This window comes from Caulobacter sp. BP25, assembly GCF_002737755.1.
Classification (GTDB): domain Bacteria; phylum Pseudomonadota; class Alphaproteobacteria; order Caulobacterales; family Caulobacteraceae; genus Caulobacter.
Genome location: NZ_PEGH01000011.1, coordinates 39,076 through 59,515, shown reverse-complemented (window position 1 = coordinate 59,515; position 20,440 = coordinate 39,076). Strand labels below are relative to the sequence as shown.

18 protein-coding genes are annotated in these 20,440 nt (G+C 65.2%); 1 reads left to right on the top strand and 17 read right to left on the bottom strand.

Translation table 11 applies throughout. The features are described 5' to 3' along the window. The 14 genes from CSW59_RS08260 to ccoN all read right to left on the bottom strand — a co-directional run bounded on the left by CSW59_RS08260 (nt 1) and on the right by ccoN (nt 15,765). Nucleotides 1–645 (bottom strand): cysteine hydrolase family protein, encoded by a 645-nt coding sequence (locus CSW59_RS08260; RefSeq protein ID WP_099443672.1) that lies wholly within the window; start codon nt 643–645, stop codon nt 1–3. Nucleotides 646–650: 5 nt separating this feature from the next. After that, nucleotides 651–1,715: an LLM class flavin-dependent oxidoreductase gene (locus CSW59_RS08255; RefSeq protein WP_099443580.1), complete on the bottom strand. Its 1,065-nt coding sequence runs from the start codon at nt 1,713–1,715 to the stop codon at nt 651–653. A 27-nt stretch (nt 1,716–1,742) separates the two neighbouring features. Continuing rightward, nucleotides 1,743–3,047: a CynX/NimT family MFS transporter gene (locus tag CSW59_RS08250; protein ID WP_099443671.1), complete on the bottom strand. Its 1,305-nt coding sequence runs from the start codon at nt 3,045–3,047 to the stop codon at nt 1,743–1,745. 58 nt (nt 3,048–3,105) lie between these two features. Further along, complete coding sequence (locus CSW59_RS08245) at nt 3,106–5,502, bottom strand: TonB-dependent siderophore receptor (protein WP_099443579.1); 2,397 nt, start codon at nt 5,500–5,502, stop codon at nt 3,106–3,108. Between the two features lie 305 nt (nt 5,503–5,807). Next, a complete protein-coding gene (locus CSW59_RS08240; RefSeq protein WP_099443670.1) occupies nt 5,808–6,452 on the bottom strand; it encodes an OmpW family outer membrane protein in 645 nt (214 codons plus the stop codon). Between the two features lie 99 nt (nt 6,453–6,551). After that, the gene (hemN, locus tag CSW59_RS08235) at nt 6,552–7,931 is read right to left on the bottom strand and encodes an oxygen-independent coproporphyrinogen III oxidase (protein WP_099443578.1); all 1,380 of its coding nucleotides are present in this window, start codon (nt 7,929–7,931) and stop codon (nt 6,552–6,554) included. A gap of 72 nt (nt 7,932–8,003) precedes the next feature. Then, nucleotides 8,004–8,165 (bottom strand): cbb3-type cytochrome oxidase assembly protein CcoS, encoded by a 162-nt coding sequence (gene ccoS, locus CSW59_RS08230; RefSeq protein WP_099443577.1) that lies wholly within the window; start codon nt 8,163–8,165, stop codon nt 8,004–8,006. Continuing rightward, complete coding sequence (locus tag CSW59_RS08225) at nt 8,162–10,336, bottom strand: heavy metal translocating P-type ATPase (RefSeq protein WP_099443576.1); 2,175 nt, start codon at nt 10,334–10,336, stop codon at nt 8,162–8,164. The genes ccoS and CSW59_RS08225 overlap by 4 nt, the downstream gene beginning before the upstream one ends. Next, complete coding sequence (locus CSW59_RS08220; protein ID WP_099443575.1) at nt 10,333–10,839, bottom strand: FixH family protein; 507 nt, start codon at nt 10,837–10,839, stop codon at nt 10,333–10,335. Before CSW59_RS08220 ends, CSW59_RS08225 begins: the two co-directional genes overlap by 4 nt. Continuing rightward, nucleotides 10,836–12,329, bottom strand: coding sequence for a cytochrome c oxidase accessory protein CcoG (gene ccoG, locus CSW59_RS08215; protein WP_099443574.1), 1,494 nt, complete (start codon nt 12,327–12,329; stop codon nt 10,836–10,838). Before ccoG ends, CSW59_RS08220 begins: the two co-directional genes overlap by 4 nt. Nucleotides 12,330–12,334: 5 nt before the next feature. After that, nucleotides 12,335–13,204, bottom strand: a complete 870-nt coding sequence (gene ccoP / locus CSW59_RS08210; RefSeq protein WP_099443573.1) for a cytochrome-c oxidase, cbb3-type subunit III — start codon at nt 13,202–13,204, stop codon at nt 12,335–12,337. Continuing rightward, entirely contained in the window at nt 13,204–13,371 is a 168-nt protein-coding gene (locus CSW59_RS08205) for a cbb3-type cytochrome c oxidase subunit 3 (protein WP_013079015.1), read from the bottom strand. The genes ccoP and CSW59_RS08205 overlap by 1 nt, the downstream gene beginning before the upstream one ends. Beyond that, nucleotides 13,368–14,111, bottom strand: a complete 744-nt coding sequence (ccoO, locus tag CSW59_RS08200) for a cytochrome-c oxidase, cbb3-type subunit II (protein ID WP_099443572.1) — start codon at nt 14,109–14,111, stop codon at nt 13,368–13,370. The genes CSW59_RS08205 and ccoO overlap by 4 nt, the downstream gene beginning before the upstream one ends. Before the next feature lie 7 nt (nt 14,112–14,118). Beyond that, nucleotides 14,119–15,765, bottom strand: a complete 1,647-nt coding sequence (ccoN, locus tag CSW59_RS08195) for a cytochrome-c oxidase, cbb3-type subunit I (RefSeq protein WP_099443571.1) — start codon at nt 15,763–15,765, stop codon at nt 14,119–14,121. A gap of 121 nt (nt 15,766–15,886) precedes the next feature. Between ccoN and CSW59_RS08190 the strand changes: the two genes are divergently transcribed. Next, nucleotides 15,887–16,156, top strand: a complete 270-nt coding sequence (locus CSW59_RS08190) for a hypothetical protein (protein WP_099443570.1) — start codon at nt 15,887–15,889, stop codon at nt 16,154–16,156. 46 nt (nt 16,157–16,202) lie between these two features. On the opposite strand, the gene CSW59_RS08185 is transcribed toward CSW59_RS08190, so the two are convergent. The 3 genes from CSW59_RS08185 to CSW59_RS08175 all read right to left on the bottom strand — a co-directional run bounded on the left by CSW59_RS08185 (nt 16,203) and on the right by CSW59_RS08175 (nt 20,370). Further along, entirely contained in the window at nt 16,203–18,935 is a 2,733-nt protein-coding gene (locus tag CSW59_RS08185) for a Tat pathway signal sequence domain protein (RefSeq protein WP_201722749.1), read from the bottom strand. Between the two features lie 158 nt (nt 18,936–19,093). Then, a complete protein-coding gene (locus tag CSW59_RS08180; RefSeq protein WP_099443569.1) occupies nt 19,094–19,603 on the bottom strand; it encodes a 6-carboxytetrahydropterin synthase in 510 nt (169 codons plus the stop codon). Further along, nucleotides 19,603–20,370 carry a cyclic nucleotide-binding domain-containing protein gene (locus CSW59_RS08175; protein ID WP_099443568.1) on the bottom strand — a complete coding sequence of 256 codons (768 nt, stop codon included), beginning with the start codon at nt 20,368–20,370 and terminating at the stop codon, nt 19,603–19,605. The genes CSW59_RS08180 and CSW59_RS08175 overlap by 1 nt, the downstream gene beginning before the upstream one ends. Nucleotides 20,371–20,440 lie beyond the last annotated feature (70 nt).

Below are 20,440 nucleotides of genomic sequence, written 5' to 3'. Positions count from 1 at the left end.
TCAAGCGCTCCAGGCCGTCGCGACCTGCGCCGTGTCGGTCAGGATGGCGCTGTTGAGCTCCATCATCTTCAGCGAGGCGACATGGAGATCTTCTTCGTAGGCCGCACAGGCGTCAGCGGCGACGAACACGTGATAGTCGAGGCTGAAGGCGTCGCGGACAGTGCTGTCGACACAGCATTCGGTTGTCACCCCCGCCACGACCAGCGTGTCGACACCCAAGGTCTTCAGTCGCGCATCCAGGTCCGTGCCGCCAAAGCCGCTGTAGCGCGTCTTCCTGACCACCAGTTCGCCAGGTAAGGGCTGGGGACCATAGAAGTCGGAGCCAACCTCACCGAGGCGGCACAGGGCGTTCTCATTGTCGGGATCCCCCCCTCGACGGCGCGTGCGCTCGCGCCAGCTGAGGGAGTCCGTCTCGGGCGTCGTGAACAGGCCAACGAAGACAACGGGAACATTCGCAGCCCGCGCCGTTTCGACCAGATTCGCCGCCGCCGCGACCGCTGGCTGGACCCCGCTCATGTCGACATAGGCGCCCAGAGCGCCCTCGGGCGAGGCGAAGTCGACCTGGATGTCGATGACCAGCACCGCCGTCCGCGACGGCGCGATCCAGGTCTTCAAATCATCGGCTGCGCAAACCACCGTCGTCATCGCGTTCACGAGAACACCGCCCTCAGGCCCGGTAGGATCTCTGATCCGAACATCGTCAGGCCTTCGACATAGTCCGGGAAGATCAGCATCAGGCCGTCCAGCTCGCAGTAGCGCACGAACTCTTCGATCTGCGCCGCGCAGGTCTTGGGCGAACCGACCACGGTCTGGGTCATAAAGGCGCCCTGCGCCGCCGCGACGCTGGACAACTTCTCGGCCGGCACGCCCCAGCTCTCCAGCATGGCCAGGATCGCGCCCATGTCGGCGCCGCTCTTGTAGTGCTCGACCTTGGCCTCGGCGTCCGCGTCGGTGTCCCCATGGACGACGGTGCACATGGCGAAGGTCTTGATCGTCTTGCCCATGCCCTCGGCGGCCTTCTTGGCCCGCAGGGAAGCATCGCGACGCTCGTCCGGGGTGCGCCCGCCGATAAAGCAGACGTCAGCCTCTCGCACCGAGAACTGGAAGCCGCGATCGCTCATTCCGGCGCAAACGAGGTCCGGACGAGGACGCGACAACGGCTTGGGCTTGGACTGGCAATCCTTCATCGTGAAGTACTTGCCCTGGAAGTCGACGCTGTCCTCGGACCACAGGCGTTTGACGATCGTCGTCCATTCCTCGGTCAGGGCGTAGCGGTCGTCATGGGTCAGGGCGTCGTCCCACGCGCCCATCTGATCGAACTCACCTTTGTAAGCGCCAGCCACGATGTTGAGCCCCGCGCGACCACCGCTGATGTGGTCGAGGGTGGCGATCATCTTCGCCGCCACGGCTGGGTTCTGCAGCAGCGGATGGATGGTCGCCCAAATCTTCACGTTCTTGGTGGCCTCAGCGATGCCCGCCATCATGGTGACGGACTCCAGCGCTGTGCCCCAGTGGTCGGTCTCGCCGCCGAAGCCGCGGAACTTGCCCATCGACATCACGAAGTCCATGCCGACCTCGTCGGCCTTCACCGCCGCGGCGCGGTTTTGCGCGTAGAGGCCATCCAGGGTCGGCGCGGTCTTCGATATGATCCAGCCGCCGTTGGCGACCGGCAGAAAGACCCCGAAATGCTTGTGCTGCGAAGGACGATGGAACATGGCGTTACTCTCCTGGTCCCCTGTTTTCTAAGCCGCGTCGCGCAGCAGGACAGGCGTTGGCGCGGGTATAGGCGCGATCGTGGTCTCCTCGACCGTCTTGCGCGGCGGCCGCATGAACAACGCGGCAACGAAGATCACGCCGATCACGGCGGCGAACACCTGGAAGGTCGGCGCGAAACCGCCGAGGCTGTCGCGCATGAAGCCGCCGATCACGGGGCCGAGGGCTGATACAGCGCCGACCAAGCAGACCATCGAGAAGAGCTCCAAGTTGTTCTTCCGGCCGTAATAGTTCAGCAGCAGGATGCTGACCGCCAGGACAGTCAGTCCGAAACCAACGCCCACGCCGAGCGCGAAAATCACCATCATCGGCCAGGTGGTGGCGTTCGCCAGGACCAGCAGTCCAGCGGCCATCATGCCCTGAGCCCCGGCCAGCAGCCAGCGCGGATCAATCCGGTCGCCCAGAAGCCCGCCGCCCATCCGGGCGACAACCTGCATCAGCGACTCCAGGCTCAGCGCCGCGACGGCGACGGCCGAGACCACGCCCATCTCGGCAAAGTGGCTCGGAGCCAGGCTGACAGCGGTCACCCCGCCAAGCAGGTGCGCAAAATAGGCAGCCACGATGACGTAGAACTGTGGCGTGCGCAGCGCTTCCTTCACGGTCCAGTCGACCGAAGTGCGATAGACGCGAGCATTGACCGGCTGCGCGGCGGAGTCCTCGGCGACCGCCTTGTCGGTCTCAACCGCCGCGTTTTCCAGCCATGTCTTACCGCCGACAAGGGCTGCGGCGAGCACGCCCACCACGGCCGAGGCGATAGCCTGCCAGATCCAGTAGGGGCGCCACGCGCCGCCAGCGATTTCCATTCCGCCCAAGGCTATCCAGGGCCCGACCACTCCACCCAGCGAGCCTATCGTGAAATAGATCCCGAACGGCAGAGCGCGCTTCTTGAACAGCATAGACAGCAGGTGGGTGCCTGGGATCAGGGCCATCATCTGGTAGCCGACGCCGAGCAGCGCCGTCCCGGTCAGGTAGATTGGCAGACCTTTCGAGAAGGCCAGACAGAAGAAGCCGGCAATCATCACGACCGAGCCGGTCACGATGGTGGACCGCACGCCGATCCTGCGGATCAGCAGGGCCGGCAGCCAAGAGGAGCCACCGCAGAAGGCGCCCAGCAAGGTGAAGCCCAGGAAGGCGGAAGCGAAGCTCCAGTGCTGGTCCTTGATCATGGCTGGCAGGATCACGCCCAGCGACGAGAAGGTCGAAGCGGTGATCAGGAACAGCAACAGGGAAAGCGCGCCCAAAAGAACCCAGGAACGCCATTGGATCGTCGACATCGCCATAGAGCCTCATGCAAGCTCGCGGCGCGCCCTCGCGGAACGCGCCGCGCGGGAACTAGAACTTCCGGGCCAAGGTCACGCGCCACTCGCGTCCCTTGCTGGGCAGCGCGCCGAGGTTGGCGTAGCTGTCGGCGTCGGGCGTGAAGTAGAGCTTGTCGAACAGATTATCGACGTTGAGCGTGGCCGTGTACGGTCCGAACTCGTAGTAGGCGCTGCCGCTAGCCACAGCGTAGGCGGGATAGGTCACGGCGTTCTGGACCGTGCCCGAGGTCTTGGTCACGTGGGTGACGCCCAGCGTGGCGCCGACCTTGCCCCAGTCGTACTCGTCGCTGGTATAGGCGCCGTACAGGCTGACCACCGACTTGGGGATCAGTGTGTAGTCGTAGTCGCCGCTTCGCCCAGGCAGGCTGTTGAACGCCCAGACCACATAGGTCCCGCCATAGGCCTGCGCGCCGGAGACGCCGGCGGTGTAGGCCGGGATGTACTGGAACGAGGTGTCGGGTCCCTTGACCGTTGTGCGCTGAGTGTTCCCTGAGAAGGTGAAGCTCAGGTGCTCGCTCGCCAGCCAGCGAACCTCCAGCTCGACGCCCTTGGCCCGCGTGCCCTGCACGCTGACGGGCGGGCCGTTGACCAGTTGCGTGCGGTTCTGGCGGTAGCCCGCCAGCGAGCCCACCAGCGTACCCTTAAGAAGCTGGAACTTTACGCCCGCCTCGGCCAGGTCGCTGTCCGACAGCCAAGCGCCGCTGGCGACCAGACCCGGCGCGATATCACCCGCCTGGCTCATCTCGAGCGCCGAGGCCTCGGCGTAGCTGATATAGGGCATGACGCCGACGGGGGTCTTGTAGGTCAGGCTGGCCGTATAGGTCCCCTGCCCCTTGCCCGCCTTTTGCTCACCGGAAATCGTGTAGCTCAGGAAGCCGGTGTCGTTCGACTTGACGTCGTAGTCGTCGTAGCGACCGCCCAGCATCAGGTTCAGACGCTCGCCGACCATGATGTCGGTGGTGAAGAAGACCCCGCGCTGCTTCCAGTCGCTCTTGTTATCGTTTTCCCACTTCACGCCGTCGGCGGCGTTGAACGGGCTGCCGATGATGTCCGTCGCCGTCGCGCCGAAGGCGATGTCACGACGGTCGAGCGCGATCAGGCCGCTGTTGTAGCTCTCACGTCGACGACCATCGAAGCTGCGATAAGAGGCGCCGACGAACGACTTTGAGGTGATGATCCCGAGATCATAGGCGAAGTTGTAGGTTAGTCGGGCTTCCCAGACCGAACTGTCGAACCAGGCCGGATAGCCGTAGCTGACGAAGCGCTTGTTCTCCTGGTCGTCATAGAACAGCTGCAGCTTGATGGCGCTGTCTGGCGTGATGTCCTTGGCCAGGTCGTAGTAGAGGGTGTTGGTGCGGGTCTTCGAGAAGTCCGCGCCGCTGATATAAACCTGACGCGGGCTGAGCTTCGTCGTGCCGACGCCAACATCAAGGGTGTGCAGATCGTTGGTCGACGGAAAGCCGTAATACGGCAGATACATCGCCACGCCGTAGGGGTAGAAGCCGATCTCGCCCGGCGTCAGACGGCCGTTGCCGTCCGTGTCCTTGAGCGTTGTGTCGCGGCCGGTGATATACGTCTGGTCGTCAATCAGGCTCTGGGTCAGTCGGTTCCAGCCCGGGGTCTGCACATCGCCTTTCGAGTGGTAGATCATGCCCCCTAAGGCGGTCGTCCAGCCATTGCCAAGGTCGAAATCGGCCGAGACCTCCCCGGTCTGCCGGCGCGGATAGATTCCCTTGTAGAAGCTGTGGGAGTCCTCGACCTCGCCATACAGGTAGACCCCGCCCGTGACGGCCCCGAAGTTCGCCGGCAGGCCGAGCTGGGCTGTGGCGTTCTTCTTGTTGTAGGAGCCGTAGGTCAGCGTCACCTCGCCGGTGGGCTCAGTCAGATAGCCGCCTTCGTTTTTGCCCGACTTCGGAATGAAGTTGAGCATGCCGCCGACCTTGCCAGAGCCATAGATCGGCGTCGGCGGTCCTCGCACGATCTGGATCTGCTCGGCCGCGCCGATCGGCGTCGAATAGGTGCCGCGGTTCTCGATCCGCTTGAAGCCTCGGAAGTAGTTCTCGGCCAGTGTCCCGCGGATGTTCAGCGCGCCAGGCACACCATAGAAGCTGGCCGTATAGGTGCCGGGCGAAACCGCCGTCAGACCGTCGATGGTCTCAATGCCATAACGCTGCAGCGTGACGTCACTGACGAAACTGGCCGAGCGCGGCGTCTCCAACAGTGGCTTGTCGATACCAAAGACTGTGTTGTTGGGCTGCTTCTCCAGAAGGCCCGCCTTATCGCGCGCCTTGACGATGACCTCGTCGACCGTGTCGGTCGCGGGCGTGTTCTCCTCGGCGAGCGTCGCCGGGCCGTAAGCTAACAGCACAAGGGCGGAACATCCCGCCATCAAAAGCCGATGGGTCGACATGCGGTCCTCACTCGAGGCCGTCGCGCCCACCGCCGATGGCGGTTATCCCCAAGGGCGACGCCTCAGGAAGATCATCTCCCGGTCTGGCCGCAGCCGAGCGGAGATAGGAGTGACATTTTACGGAAAATGTCGCGCTAGCATGGATGTTGAGCCGCGCACGCCCGGAACATGCCGCCCACTGATCACGAAACTTGCTTCAACGCGAACCACAGGGGCTCAAACGCGTCCAAGGCCCGGCCTCCAGGACCAAGCCTCGGAATGACGCCCGCGCCGCCGGCTGCGGCCGGCGGCGCGGATTGTCGCCGTTAGAACTTGCGGCTGAAGCCGATCGAAGAGACCAGCGGATCCAGGTCCACGTCAGCCTTCAGGGCGCCGCCATTGATCTTGGCGTCGGTGCTGAAATAGACCTTCTTGATGTCCGCGTTCAGCAGCCAGTTGTCCTTCAGCTTGACGTTGACGCCGGCTTGCAGGGCGTAGCCGAAGCCGTCGTCGACCTTCACCGTGAAGCCGTTCTTGTTCTTGCCGCTGTAGAACAGCATGTAGTTGATGCCAGCGCCGACATAGGGGCTGACGCGGGCGGCGGGCAGCGGGTGGTACTGCAGGGTCACGACCGGCGGCAGAACCCAGGTCTTGTGGACCAGAGCGTCCGTCGTGCCGCCTTGAGCGCGGATGTCGTGCTCAGTGCTGCCCAGGATGGCTTCGACGGCGACCTTGTCGGTCAGAAAGTAGGTGAAGCCCAGGGTCGGCTTGATATCATCCTTGACGTGGGCCTTCAGGCCCGTGGCGGCGCCCGCAGCGGTCAGGATGGCCGCATCCTTGTCCGGCGCGACTTGCGTGATCCGCGCATGGACGATGAAATCGCCCTTGGCGTTGGGCGAGAAGTCCTCGGCGTGCGCCACGCTGCCGACCAGAGCCGTCGCCGCGATGGCCGAAAGAATAAGCGTCTTCATCATCTATCCCCAGAAGTGGCGACTCTCTAATTTTCGTCGCGATGTTTGTTTGAGGGATTTCGAAGCACTCGACCTTGACCTCGATCAGTTTCCGAAAAACTAGATCGCGCGAGAGAAGCCTTCCTGGGTGTCGGAGCGGTGATCGAAGGCCTGGGCGGCCAGACGCATGAACGGACGGCCCGCCTCGGTAACGCGAACCGCGTCGCCGCTCACATGGACAAGACCGTCAGCACGCAAGTCCGCCAGCTTTGCGATGTCCTCTCCGAACACGGTCGTCGAAACGCCGTGACGCGCGGCCACCTGCGCTAGGTCCACCTGGAAGTCGCACATCAGCCGTTCGATCACATCGGCGCGCAGACGATCGTCGTCCGTCAACTTAACGCCGCGCGCGACCGGCAGCCGCCCTTGGGTGATGGCGTCACGCCAGGCGACCTCGGCGGTCAGGTTCTGGACATAGCCGCCCGGCATCCGGCCGATGGACGACGCGCCCAGGCCGATAAGGGTGGGATGCTGGTCAGTGGTGTAGCCTTGGAAGTTCCGGCGCAGCGTTCCAGTCGTGACGCCCAACGCCAGATCATCATTCGGCAGGGCGAAGTGATCGAGGCCGATCGCGACATAGCCCGCCTTCACGAGGCGCTCGGCAGCGGCTTGGCTCTGTTCGAAGCGGCCGTTGGCGTCCGCCAGGTCGTCTTCTCGGATCAGCTTCTGGTGCGTGCGCGCCCAGGGCACGTGGGCGTAGCCGAACAGAGCGATCCGCTCGGGCCGCAGGGTCAGAACCTTGTCCAGTGTGGCGACCACGTCGGCGGTGGTCTGCTTGGGAAGGCCGTACATCAGGTCGAGATTGATCGAGGCGACGCCAGCCTGGCGCAGCCAGTGCGTCGCACGCGCGACGACCTCGAACGGCTCGACGCGGTTCACCGCCTCTTGCACGTGCGGGGCCAGGTCTTGGACTCCTAGGCTAGCGCGGGTCAGCCCATGGAAGGCGGCCGCCTTAACCCAGCTTTCGGTCAGGACCGCCGGGTCTAGCTCAGCCGAGATTTCGACGCCGGGCGCGAACGGAAAGACATGGCGCAGGGCGCCGAACAGGCGAACCAAGTCGTCGCGCGACAGCATATTCGGCGTGCCGCCGCCCAGGTGGACCGCGCCAGCCTTGATCCGGCCAGGCAGGCGGGCCTCGACCAGCGCCAGCTCATCGACGAGCCGCTCGACATACTCGCTGATCAGCGCCTGTTTCTTCACGACCCGCGTGTTGCAACCGCAGTACCAGCACAGCCGGTCGCAGAACGGGATGTGGGCGTAGAGCGAGACAGGCTCGCGAGGATCGAGGCGCGCCAGCCAGTCGCCATAAACCTCTGCGTCGACCTCTTTCGAAAATTGCAGCGCCGTCGGATAGCTCGTGTAGCGAGGCGCTCGGCTGTCGTAGCGCGTCAGAAGCGCGCGATGGTCATTGGCGGGAATCGTGGCGGCGGCTGCGGTCATGCGTCTCTCCTGACGCGGGCAACCTGCTCCGACGGACCGGCCTCCGCCGTGATTTGGATCAATCCACTTCGATCAATCCTGGGGCGGCTTGTCCTCGAGATGGTCGTAGAGGATCCGGGCGGCGTCGCCCTTGGGATCTTCGTACTGGCCCGACCGCATGGTCCAGAAGAAGGCGAACAGACCCATGGCCCCGAGGCCGATCGAGAACGGAGCCAGGAACAGGACGATATTCATCGACGCCTCCAGGCGATGCGCGGCCGCGCGGCGTTCAGCAGCACGACCATCGAGGAGCCCGACATCGCCAGGGCGGCGATGAAGGGATTTATCAGGCCGAACATGGCCGCAGGGGTGGCTACGAGGTTGTAGAGCGCAGAGAATCCGAAGTTCTCAAGCGCACGACGGCGCGCCTCGCGCGCGGTGTCTATGGCTTCGACGACCGCACCGAGCCCCTCACCCGTGAAGACGAGATCGGCGGCGTTCTGAGCGGCGTCCACGGCGGCGCCCGGCGCCATCGAAGCGTGAGCCTTGGACAGAGCCGCAGCGTCATTGAGGCCGTCGCCGACCATCAGCACCTTGCGCCCCTGCGCCTTGACCTCATCGACGATCGCGGCCTTGTCGAACGGGGTCAGGCCGGCGCGCCACTCGGCGATGCCCACCTCGCGAGCGATGTCGCCCACGGGCCCGGCCAGATCGCCGGACAGGATCTCGACCGACAGGCCCATACGGCAGAGGCGCGCGATGGTGTCGGCCGCGTCCGCGCGAGGCTGGTCCTCGAACACGAAGCGGATCTTGATGTCGTTCTCGAAGCCGAACCACAGCTCCGTCTCGCGCGCGTCGCCGCCCGTGACGCCGACGAAGCCGGCGCGGCCGAGGCGCGCGCGGCGGCCGTCGATCAGGCCTTCGACGCCCTGCCCCGCCGTCTCCACACAATCGGCGGCGACGGGGCCCAGGCCGGCTTCCGCCGCCAGGGCCTTGGCAAGCGGGTGGCGCGAGGCGCGGGCCAGCGGCGCGGCCATGGCGACCACATGCGCCGGCGCGTCGATCAGGCGCGGACGGCCTTCGGTGAGGACACCTGTCTTGTCGAACACTACATGATCGACCTCGGCGAGGCGCTCGAGCGCCTCGCCGGATTTCACCAACACACCCTTGCGGAAAAGGCGGCTGCTGGCGGCGATCTGCACGGCGGGCACCGCAAGGCCCAGAGCGCAGGGGCAGGTGACGATCAGCACTGCGGCGGCGCGCAGCAGCGCCTCGCGCGGACCAAGGCCCAGCGCCCATCCGCCGATGAAGGTCAGGGCCGCAGCGGTGTGCACCACAGGGACGTAGAGCGCGGCGGCCTTATCCGCCAGGCGGACATAGGCGGAGCGAGTCTGCGCGCCGGCCTCCATCAGGCGGGCGATGGCGGCGACGGTGGAGTCCTCGCTACGCGCCGTGGCGGTCATGACCAAGCGGCCCGACAGATTAAGAGCGCCCGCGTGAAGGCGCGCGCCCGCGCCGACGGGCGCCAGGGCGGTCTCGCCGGTGATCATGGCGTTGTCGAGTTCGGACTGGCCACTCTCGACAAGGCCGTCGACCGGTACGCGATCACCTGGCGCGACGACGAGACAGTCGCCGATCTTAACCTCGGCGACAGGGATTCCTTGCTCGACGCCATCGACGAGGCGCATGGCGACCGGGGTCTGCAGGGCCAGCAGATCGCGCGCGGCCGAGCGAGCGTTGGCGCGCAGGCGGTGATCCAGATAGCGGCCGATCAGCAGCAGGAACAACAGCGTCACCGCCGCGTCGAAATAGGCGTGCTGGCCGCGCAGGATCGTCTCGGAAAAGCTGACGATCAGGGTCAGGATGACGCCGATCGAGATCGGCACGTCCATATTGGCCTTGCCTCGCTTGAGCGAGGCCCAGGCGGACCTGAAGAACGGACGCCCCGCGAACAAGGCGCACGGCGTCGCGACGATCGCGGCCATCCAGTACATCAGGGTCAGGGTCGAGCCGTTCAGCTCCTGCCCGAACAGGCCGGCCCAGGCGGGCACGGTGAACATCATGACGTTGCCGGCGCCGAAGCCCGCCACGCCCAACGCGACAGCCAGTTCGCGCCCTTCCCGATCCTGCGCCGCGGCCGCTTCGCCAGGATCGAACAGGCAGGCGCGATAGCCCAGCGCCTCGACGGTCTCGACGACGCGCTCGGGGTCGGCTTCCTTGCCTTCCAACTGAACGGCCAGCTTGCCGGTCGTCAGGTTCAGACGCGCCGCGTCCACGCCTGGAATTTCGCGGACCGCCTTCTCGATCTTGTTGATGCAGCCGGCGCAGCGTGCGCCGCTGACCAGCAGCTCAAGACGGCCCTTTCCCGCCTCGTCCCGCCGGACGAACGCCTCGAGATCACGATGCAGGGTCAGGCTCTGGCTCATTGGGCGGGTTCCACCAGACGGGTTTCGATCTCGAACATGTCCTTGGCGTTACGGGCCGTGGCCCGCAGGTCCCAGGCGCCCTCCAGATACGCGGCGGCTTGATAGCGACCGCCTCCCAGCGAACGAAAGTTCAAGGTCTGGCGACCGTTATCGGTGGCCGGGCGCTCCAACACGCCGGTTAGAGAAAGGCCGTCCATCGGTTTGCCACTACGATCGACGACCTTGACCGAAACGGCCTTGCCCTCGGGTGTTTCGACACTGGCCGACCAGCCCAGCGCCGCCTCCTTCTGTCGCTGAGCCAGGGTGCGGTTGAACGTCAGGCCCGCCTCATACGGATTGGAGGCCACCTCGCCCGAGAAAGTCCGATAGGCCTGCACCATGAAGATGATGTCGACCGCGATTACCGTCGCGAAGAAAAGCACCACGCCGATGAGCACGTGCCACCCTGTGATACGGCCCTTCTCGCTCGGGGCCTTGGCGATCGTGTGCGTTGCGCTGGTCATTGCGGGTTCGCGGCTCCTGAGAGGAAGACGGTCTTGGCCTCGGCCTGAACGTCGGCCGAGCGGACAACGAAGCGGGCCGGGACGCTGGCGTCGAGTTCGGCGTTCGGCGGCGCGGTCACGAAGACGCGCAGTGGCACGACCTGATCGGCGGGGACGACGATGCTGACGCGGTCGCCCTCGCCACCGGGATGGCTGAGGCGCGCGCCGGGCACGCCCTCGAACGAGACGTCGAAGCGTTGTTCGACGAAAGTGCGGTTGCCGATCTTGAGCGTGTACCCATCGCGCACCGCGCCATCGTGCATCCGCACAAAGACGGGGTTGCGGTCACGGATCACATGGAGGTCGGCGTCAGGCCGCGCGAGCAGCGACCAAAGCGTCAGGCCGCCCACGATCGTGAGCGCCAAGGCGTAGTAGAGGGTGCGGCTGCGAACGGGCTTATACTGCGGCTTGCAACCCGAACCGCGATGCGAGACCGCAGCTTCGGAGTCATAGGCGATGAGACCGATGGGCCGCCCCATCTTGATCATGATGTCGTCGCAGGCGTCGACGCAGAGGCCGCAGTTGATGCACTCAAGCTGCGCGCCGTCGCGGATGTCGATGCCCATCGGGCAGACGACCACGCACTGGCGGCAGTCGACGCAGTCGCCGCGGCCTTCCCAGGTCTGGCCCTTCTTGTGCGGCCCGCGCGGCTCGCCGCGGTAGCCCAGATAGGTCACCTGCAGCGAGTGATGATCGAGCATGGCGCCCTGGATGCGGGGCCAGGGGCACATGTAGGTGCAGACCTGCTCGCGCATCCAGCCAGCGAAGATGTAGGTCGTGCAGGTGAGCAGGAAGCAAGAGACATAGGCGGTGACCGGGGCGTCGCCGGTCCAGAAGGTGCGGAGCAGCGTCGGCGCGTCATGAAAGTAGAAGATCCAGGCGCCGCCGGTGCCAAAGGCGATGGCCAGCCAGGTCAAATGCTTGCCCGTCTTGCGCCAGATCTTGTTGAACGACAGCGGCGCGGCATCGAGGCGCATGCGGGCGTTGCGGTCGCCTTCGAACAAGCGCTCCACGACAATGTAGAGGTCCGTCCAGACCGTCTGAGGACAAGCGTAGCCGCACCACAGACGGCCGAAAAGCGCCGTCACCAGGAACAGCGCCAAGGCCGACATCACCAGCAGCCCCGTGAAGATGTAGACTTCCTGAGGCCACAGCTGGATGTCGAAGAAGTAGAAGCGCCGGCCGGTGAAATCGACCAGCGCCGCCTGTTGCGGGAAGCCGTCCGGGCGATGCCAACGGATCCAAGGCGTGATGTAGTAGATTCCGAGCGTGATGATGAGCAGCGCCCACTTCACGTTCCGCCACTTGCCATGGACCAGCTTGGGGTAGATCGGCTCGCGAGGCTTGTAGAGCCCGCCGTTGGCGTCGCCCTTGCCCTTCGCCCGGGCGGCGGCCGAGACCGCCGTCCGGGTTTCAGGTTCAGGTGGCCGATTGTCGATAAGCGTGGGCATAGCCCTTACTGACCACCCGCGTTGGCGTGAATGTAGACGGAGAGCGCCTTGATGGTCTCAGGGCTCAGGCGACCGGCCCAGGTGGGCATGACGCCGCCGGCGCCAGCGTAGATCTGGCCACGGATCGAAGCGCGGTCGGCGCCGTACAGCCAGTCGGCGTCGGTCAAGTTCGGCGCGCCGAGCTCCTGGTTCCCCCTGCCGTCCAGGCCATGGCAGGCCGAGCATTGCGTCTCGAAGATCGGAGCGGCGCGCGCCACGGCGCCGGCGTCGGCGGGACGGTTCGACAGCTTGACCACATATTCGGTCAGATCGTCGATCTGCTCGGGCTTGAGCAGCTCGTCGCGACCATAGGCTGGCATCTGCGACATACGGGCGTTCTGGTCGCCGCTGCGGATGCCGTGGGTAATGGTGTACTGGATGTCCTCCAGCTTGCCGCCCCACAGCCACACGTCATCGCGAAGGTTGGGGTAGCCCTTGGAGCCCGTACCGCCGATGCCGTGGCAGGTGGCGCAGTTGTCACCGAAGACCGACTGGCCGACCTGCTGGGCGTAGGTCTGCAGCGTCGGATCCTTTTCGATCTGCTCCAGGCTGGCGGTACGGAGCATCGCCGCGCCTTGCCCCCGCTGGGCGTCAAGAGCGTTCAGCTGCTTGCCGACATCCGCCCGGTCCGACTTGTTGAGCAACCCCTTGGTGTAGCTATGCAGGCCCGGCCAGGCCGGCATCGCCACCCAGTAGGCGATCGAGAAGGCGATCGTCGCGTACCAGACCCACAGCCACCAGCGGGGCAGCGGGTTGTCCAGTTCCTTGATGCCGTCCCACTCGTGCCCAGTCGTCTCGACGCCGGTGGCGTGGTCGGTCTCGCGTTCGTGAGCCATCAGGAGAGCTCCTCGTCATCCAGCGGCATATGCGCGGCGTGTTGGAATTCGGCCTTCTTGGAGGGCCACAGGGCGTAGGCGACGCCGGCGAGGAAGATCAGGCCGAAGTAGATCAGCCCGCCCTGCTGCGCGAAGCGCGCGACGGCTTCGTAGGTCAGACCGCTCATCGTTGGTTCTCCGGCGCCTGGGCCTTGTAGGACTTGAAGTCCACCAGGGTGCCCAGCATCTGCAGGTAGGCGACCAGCGCATCCATCTCGGTGATCTTGTTGGGATCGCCATCGAAGTCGCGGTTGACCACCTTGGCGTCGTAGCGACCGCGCAGAGCCACAGCGTCGGTCGAGAACGGATCGGCCTGGGCCTCAAGGTCCTTCTTGGCGTTGGCGATCTGATCGGGCGTGTAGGGAACGCCGACCGTACGTTGGGTCTTCAGGCGATCGACGATGTCGCTGTAGTCCAGGTCCTTTTCGGCCAGGAACTTGTAGGGCGGCATCACCGACTCCGGCACGACCGAGCGCGGGTCGATCAGGTGATCACGGTGCCAGGTGTCCGAGTACTTGCCGCCCACGCGCGCCAGGTCGGGCCCGGTCCGCTTGGACCCCCACTGGAACGGGTGGTCGTACATGCTCTCGGCGGCCAGGCTGTAGTGACCGTAGCGTTCAACCTCGTCACGCAGCGGGCGGATCATCTGCGAGTGGCAGAGATAGCAGCCCTCGCGGACGTAGATGTCGCGGCCAGCCAGCTCAAGCGGGGTGTAGGGACGCATGCCCTGCACCTTCTCGATCGTGCTCTGCAGCCAGAACAGCGGGGCGATCTCGACCAGGCCGCCGATGGAGACGACCAGAAGGATGCCGACGATGAGCAGCAGCGAATGCCGCTCAAGCTTGGAGTGGTGTTTCCAGAGAGACATCGGAACCTCAGGCGATCGCGGTGGCGGGGGCGGCCGGAGCGTCGGCCAGCTCGGCGTAGGGCGTGCTGATCGTCTTCCAGAGGTTGACGATCATGATCAGCGCGCCGGCCAGGTACATCAGGCCGCCCACGGTGCGGATGATGTTCTCGATATGCTTGGCCGAGACGGTCTCGATGAAGCTGTAGGCCAGGAAGCCCTGCGGGGTGTATTCCCGCCACATCAGGCCTTCCATGATGCCCGACACCCACATCGCGGCGATGTAGAGCAGGATCCCAGTGGTCGCGATCCAGAAGTGCCACTCGACCATCTTGTTCGAGTAGAGGCCCGGCTTCTTCCACAGCCATGGCACCAGGCAGTAGACCGCACCGAAGCTGATGAAGCCGACCCAGCCCAGGGCGCCGGAGTGCACGTGGCCGATAGTCCAGTCGGTGTAGTGGGAGAGCGCGTTGACGGCGCGGATCGACATCACCGGACCTTCGAAGGTCGACATGCCGTAGAAGGCGATCGAGACGACCATCATGCGGACGACGGGGTCGGTGCGGAGCTTGTCCCAGGCGCCCGACAGGGTCATCAGGCCGTTGATCATGCCGCCCCAGGAGGGCATCCACAGCATGATCGAGAAGGTCATGCCCAGGGTCTGCGCCCACTGCGGCAGGGCCGTGTAGTGCAGGTGGTGCGGGCCGGCCCAGATGTAGATGAAGATCAGGGCCCAGAAGTGCACGATCGACAGACGGTAGCTGTAGACCGGGCGCTCAACGCGCTTGGGCACGAAGTAGTACATCATGGCCAGGAAGCCGGCGGTCAGGAAGAAGCCGACCGCGTTGTGGCCGTACCACCACTGGGTCAGAGCGTCCTGGACGCCGGCCATCACGCCGTAGGACTTGTGGTTCAGCAGGCCGACCGGAACGGAGGCGTTGTTGACCAGGTGCAGCAGGGCGATGGTGACGATGAACGCCAGGTAGAACCAGTTGGCCACATAGATATGCGGCTCCTTGCGCTTCCAGATCGTGCCCAGGAAGACCAGCAGATAGGCCACCCAGACGATCGTCAGCCACAGGTCGGTGTACCATTCGGGCTCGGCGTATTCCTTGCCCTGGGTCGCGCCCATCAAATAGCCCGTCGCGGCCATCACGATGAACAGCTGGTAGCCCCAGAACACGAACCACGGGGTGATCCCGCCGGCCAGCCGCGCCTTGCAGGTGCGCTGGACGACCCAGAAGGACGTCGCGATCAGGGCGTTGCCGCCGAACGCGAAGATCACCGCCGAGGTGTGCAGAGGCCGAAGCCGCCCGAAGTTCAGGAAGCCGAGGTCGGGGAAGTAGAAGATCCTCGGCCAGGCGAGCTGGGCGGCGATGATCACCCCCACCAGCAAACCCGCCGCCGCCCAAAACATGGTGGCGATGACGCCAGCCTTGATGACGTTGTCGGAATATTGGTCGGGATGGTCGCGCAGCGTGCCGCCGGCGAGGCCGCCGTTCAGGACAAAGGCGGCGATCACGCCCGCCAAGGCCAAGGTCGCGGCTTGGAGACGGAACAGGGGATCATGGGTCAGACCCGCCCCCAAGATCGCAAGGAAGGCGCCTACGACCGAGATGATTAAGAGGACACTGGAGCCCGCGGGCGGACCAGCACTGGTGTTTGTTGGGGCGGACATGCGGACTCCATGAGTCGAACCTGGCCCCAGGGGTGTCACACCGACCGATCTCGTGCTTTGATCTGTCTCAAAGCCAAATCAGCGAACCTATTGGACCCTGTGGGCCAATTCGGAGTCCGCAATGCTCAAAGCGCTTTCCCGTCATTTCCCCACGGCTACCGGCCTGGCGGCTCTGATCGCCTGGGCGATCGCCCTACAGCAGTCGCTGCCTCGCATGCTGGCCGGCCCCATCTGCAGCGCACGCGGAGATATGTTTGTGCTCGCGGGGCATTGCCCAGCCTGCTACGTGGCGGCCGCGCTCTCGATCGCCTTCCTGGCGTCGTTGTTCCTCGCGAGCCGCCAGCCTCACGGCGGCTCGCGCGTGATCTTGACGGTCGACGCCGCGCTCTAGGTCAGTCTGTGGCGTTCAGCCGCGCCTGAATGGCGCGGTTCATGCTTCACCGGTTCGCGGTCGCAGCCTCTTCCAGACTGTCGCCGATCAGGGCCAGGTTCTGGATGGCCGCCAGGCTCCATTGGGCGACGGCGTTGGTCGACAGGACCGGATCCTCGTCGATCGGGCGCAGCACCGCCGAACCCGCAACGCGGCGGGTCTGGCTGAGCATCAGGTCGCCCCCTTCCCGTCCAGCCTTGCCGAAGAACTCCGCCCAAGCGCGAAGAGCCAGCGCGTGATCGTTTTCGTGCTTGGCGGCGTAAGCGGTCAGACGCGAATGGGCGTCACCCAGATTACGCCCGCTCGGAACCTTCCCCAGCAGCGCCTTCAGCTCGGCTGGCGGCGCGTTGTAATAACGGCAGTATTCCAGCCAGGCCTTGCGGTAAGCGGGCGCGTCCAGAAGATCGAGCAGTTCCGAGGTCATCTCGACCACGCCGAATACGGCGTTCAGGTGCGAGACGCTGACGTAGTCGCCTTCGCCCAGGAACTTGCCGGTCTTGAGATCGTAGGGGGCCTCGCCCGCAAACCACCGCCGCTTCATTGCGGCGATGCTGTTCATGCCGTTCAGGATGCGATCGCGCCAGCGCGGGTCTCGCGTGCGCTCCCATTCCGTGAGCCAGGCGCCCAGGAACGCTCCCCAAGACGTCCCGAAGCCGGACGCCACGACGCCCTTAGGTCGCTCCCGCCCTGGCGACGGCGGCAACTTGCGCGAGATGTCAACGGCCTCAAGGGCCGTGTCAGACGTCACCAGGTCGCGCATCAGGTCCCCGACCCGCTCATCGGCGGTCAAGTAATAGTAGATCCGGCGATAGGCGACATTCGAGACGCGGGGTTGTTTGGATGAATCCGACCAGTGCTGCACGCCATGGCGCGTGCCGAAGCCCTTGAACCGACCCAGATGGTATACGTCGACCTCGCCCGTATGCCGGGTCATGGCCTCGGCGAACTTGAAGACATCCGCGCGTCCGGTGCGCAGATAGGTGTACCAGATCCACAGATCGGTCGAGAGCTCTGAGTTGTCCCAAGCGTAACCGCCGACGTCGTAGCGCCACATGTGGCGGTCGGGGTCATAGGTGTGCATCACGTCGCCGTAGGACCAGAATCCGTACCAGCGTCGCTGATCGACCTCCTTCATATAATAGTCGATCAGGTAGGTCAGGCGATCTTCGATCCGCTTACGAGCTGGCGTCGAGGCGTCGACCGTGTCCCAGTCGCCGAACACGCCAGCCGCTTTCAGGCGCTGCGGCGAGACCGTCAGCCTCGGCGGATCGGCGACCCGGGCGGCCATGGCCGAGAAAGCATCGTGCGAAGGGGTCGAGCCCAGCAGCCACAGGGTGAGCTCAGACGTCCGCGCGATGCCCCGAGCGTCGTCCCAGCCAGCCTCGTAGTCCTCATAGGTAATGTCGAGGCCCTCAAGCTCCTCGGCGTGGGTGTCCATCCCATTGGCGCTGCGATAGGGGCGCACATCCATGGCCGGCGCTTCGGGCGACCACATCCAGGCGGTCAGCTCGGCCAGGTCTGTATGAGCGTTTCGGATGTCGAGCCCCGTCGGGGCGCGCTGCCAGAAGTCCTTTAGCCCCAGAGCGACCCCGCCCGAAACCCCGCCGATATAGGCGAGCCCCTTGGTGCGCCGTCCGGCGTTGGAGTCGATCCAGGCATGCCCGGCGCTGGTGCGCTTGCGCAAGGTGAAGCCGTCCGGCGTCAGCTGCGACAAAGAAAAATCGCCCCATTCCGGAATCCACTGCAGCCCGGCCTTTAGCTTGGGCGGCAAGGTCTCGGTCCGCACAGCCCGTCCGGCGATCTGCGTCTCGCGCGCCGCGGCGCCAGGATCGCCTCGGCTGCGAAGCCCCGTCAGTGTGCGCACGGCTTCACCAAATACGCCGACCTCCTCGCCCGAGAGGCGGACGTGGCGGTTATGGGTCTCGTCGCTCATCGGGACATGAGCGGTGACGCCCAGCCCCCGAATGAAATCCCTGGCTGGGTCACCGTCTTGGATGAAGCTATGGACGATACGGACCGCGTCGGAGCCCGCGTGGAAATAGAGCCGCACTGTGACCGGCAGCCAGTCGCGTCCGCCGCCGCTATGCACGCCGTCGAAACGAACCACCGCGCGAACGGGTCCCGTTTGCTCGACAGTGACCGTGGTGAACTTGGAAATATAGCGCGAGGAGCGAACGACGCCGTCGGGCTCCAGTGTCGGCTGGTCCTGAGCGATGGCGGTTAGTCGCAGATCCTTCAGCGTGACCCGCCCGGCCCGTGAAGCCTCGGACACCAGAAGGGGCCCCGATGTCGGCAGCCGCCAGACAAGATCGCCAGACGATATAGTGACCACTTCGGCGGTCCGGGTCACCCTCACGGGCGCGGAGTGCGTCTGGGGCCTGCCAGCGACGATCGACAGTCCGTCGAATCCTTGGCCGCCGACGACGGCGTGGGCGGACCATTTCAGCGAACCATCAGGCCAATAGGCGATCGGCCACGATTGCGCGGGGAGCTCCTCTCCGGCCTTTCCGACAACCTTGAAGGCTTGCGATGCCTTATGCGCCCCGCGCGGCCACGGAACACCGAACGTGGCTCCATCGTGGAAAGCCGGGGCCTCGCCGTCCAGCCACCGCAGGTCCGTGTCAGGCGGGGTCGTCGCGGCTTTGGCGACCGAGCCGGCGCCAAGGCCCAAAGCGGTCGCGGCCGCCGAGAGCGCAAGAAGATCGCGGCGCGACAACGCCATGGCGGGGGCTTGCTTCAAGGTGTCCTCCCAGACCTTTTCCGCCGCGCCCATGCTGATTGCGCGAACCGGCCAGTCTTAGGATACAACGACTATTGTTTCATATTGTGGATCGTCAAGCCACATTTTGAGAGCAAAGACCCTTGTCTCACCGCCCACGCTCGCGGCTTGCCCAAAGGCTAGAGGCCTTTGAGCGCCATGTTCAGCGCCTCGGCGCTCACCTGCCGCAAGACGCCATGGGGGTTCTCGAAGACTGCGGCGTTCGCGCCGTGTTCGCGACACTCGACCGACGCCACCCAGCAGCGCCCCTTGGTGGCCGTGTCGACCAGCGCCTGGGCGTATTCAAACACCTGAGCGGCCAGCGCTTCGGCACTGACGCCAGGCACGATCCGCACCTGCGCCAAGCCCAGCCTTTGAAGCCGCTCAAATTCCAGCCGCGACGGATCGTCCGCCGCCACCAGCAGCGTGTGATCGAACATGTGGTGCAACCACTCGCGGATCGCGCCAAAACCAGCCTTGCCGAAATCGACGACCCAACCGCGCGCGTCGAGCTGCTCTGCCGCGAAATCGAAGACGAAACCCAGGGAGTAGCCGTGCAGAAGCTGGCAATGGCTCTCTGTGGCCCATTGGCGGTAGGCGCAGGACAGTCCGCGTTCCGAGCCATAGGTCTTTACCGACCGATAGGCCATCAGGCGCGGCCTTCGACGTGAGCCTCGCGCTCTCGCCTAGCCTGCCCCATTGTCACGCCGGCGACCGGCAGGGGATTGTCAATCAATGGGTCCGGCCTGGCCAAACGCGCCAGGATCGCTGGGCGAGCGATGGTGACGAGGGGCCCATCGACCTTGACGCCATACTCAGCGAGGCCCGCGAACGAACGCGACAGGTTCTCGGGCGTCATGCCCAGCAAGGACGCAAGCATCCGCTTCTGCAACGGTAGCCGCAAGACGCTGCCGCCACCCTGGCGCTGCTGCTGCACCAGCAGATAGTTGGCCAGCCGTACGAGCGGCGCACGCAGCTTGTGGCTCTTGATGGTCCGCACCAGGCCGCTGTAGCAGCCCGATAGTTCCTCGATGACCGCCAGGGACACGGCCTGGTCCTGCTGGATCACGCGGCGGAAGAGCTCCCCCGGAATCATCAGCAGCTGACTGCGAGCCAGCGTGCGCGCGGTCATCAGCGCCGGCGCCTCAAGCACCACCGAAGCCAGCACAAAGCTCGAGAGCGGCAGCAGGACAGCCAGGGTGGTGTCGCGATCCCCCCAGGTGCCCTCCAGCTCGACCGCGCCGTCGAGCAGGATGTAGAGGAAGTCGTTGACCTCGCCCTCCGCGACCAGCTCGGCGCCCTTGGGGGTCCATTGCAGGAAGCCGCCCTGCCCGATCAGGGAGAGCGACTCTTCGCTGGCGGCGGCCAGCAGCGGCAGGTCACGGACGCGATTTAGGTCAACGGGCTTGATCGACATGGACCATCTCGAACGCAGGTGTGAGGACTCGACTTTACGGCCGACGTTCATTCCTGACGTTGCGGTTGAT

Bases quoted from the DNA above. Each gene is read 5' to 3' on its own strand.
- CSW59_RS08250 (WP_099443671.1), bottom strand. From the start codon at position 3,047: ATGTCGACGATCCAATGGCGTTCCTGGGTTCTTTTGGGCGCGCTTTCC.
- ccoG (WP_099443574.1), bottom strand. From the start codon at position 12,329: ATGCCCACGCTTATCGACAATCGGCCACCTGAACCTGAAACCCGGACG.
- CSW59_RS08255 (WP_099443580.1), bottom strand. From the start codon at position 1,715: ATGTTCCATCGTCCTTCGCAGCACAAGCATTTCGGGGTCTTTCTGCCG.
- CSW59_RS08175 (WP_099443568.1), bottom strand. From the start codon at position 20,370: ATGTCGATCAAGCCCGTTGACCTAAATCGCGTCCGTGACCTGCCGCTG.
- CSW59_RS08190 (WP_099443570.1), top strand. From the start codon at position 15,887: ATGCTCAAAGCGCTTTCCCGTCATTTCCCCACGGCTACCGGCCTGGCG.
- CSW59_RS08205 (WP_013079015.1), bottom strand. From the start codon at position 13,371: ATGAGCGGTCTGACCTACGAAGCCGTCGCGCGCTTCGCGCAGCAGGGC.
- CSW59_RS08245 (WP_099443579.1), bottom strand. From the start codon at position 5,502: ATGTCGACCCATCGGCTTTTGATGGCGGGATGTTCCGCCCTTGTGCTG.
- CSW59_RS08220 (WP_099443575.1), bottom strand. From the start codon at position 10,839: ATGACCAGCGCAACGCACACGATCGCCAAGGCCCCGAGCGAGAAGGGC.
- ccoO (WP_099443572.1), bottom strand. From the start codon at position 14,111: ATGTCTCTCTGGAAACACCACTCCAAGCTTGAGCGGCATTCGCTGCTG.
- ccoP (WP_099443573.1), bottom strand. From the start codon at position 13,204: ATGGCTCACGAACGCGAGACCGACCACGCCACCGGCGTCGAGACGACT.
- ccoN (WP_099443571.1), bottom strand. From the start codon at position 15,765: ATGTCCGCCCCAACAAACACCAGTGCTGGTCCGCCCGCGGGCTCCAGT.
- CSW59_RS08240 (WP_099443670.1), bottom strand. From the start codon at position 6,452: ATGAAGACGCTTATTCTTTCGGCCATCGCGGCGACGGCTCTGGTCGGC.
- CSW59_RS08180 (WP_099443569.1), bottom strand. From the start codon at position 19,603: ATGGCCTATCGGTCGGTAAAGACCTATGGCTCGGAACGCGGACTGTCC.
- ccoS (WP_099443577.1), bottom strand. From the start codon at position 8,165: ATGAATATCGTCCTGTTCCTGGCTCCGTTCTCGATCGGCCTCGGGGCC.
- CSW59_RS08260 (WP_099443672.1), bottom strand. From the start codon at position 645: ATGACGACGGTGGTTTGCGCAGCCGATGATTTGAAGACCTGGATCGCG.
- hemN (WP_099443578.1), bottom strand. From the start codon at position 7,931: ATGACCGCAGCCGCCGCCACGATTCCCGCCAATGACCATCGCGCGCTT.
- CSW59_RS08225 (WP_099443576.1), bottom strand. From the start codon at position 10,336: ATGAGCCAGAGCCTGACCCTGCATCGTGATCTCGAGGCGTTCGTCCGG.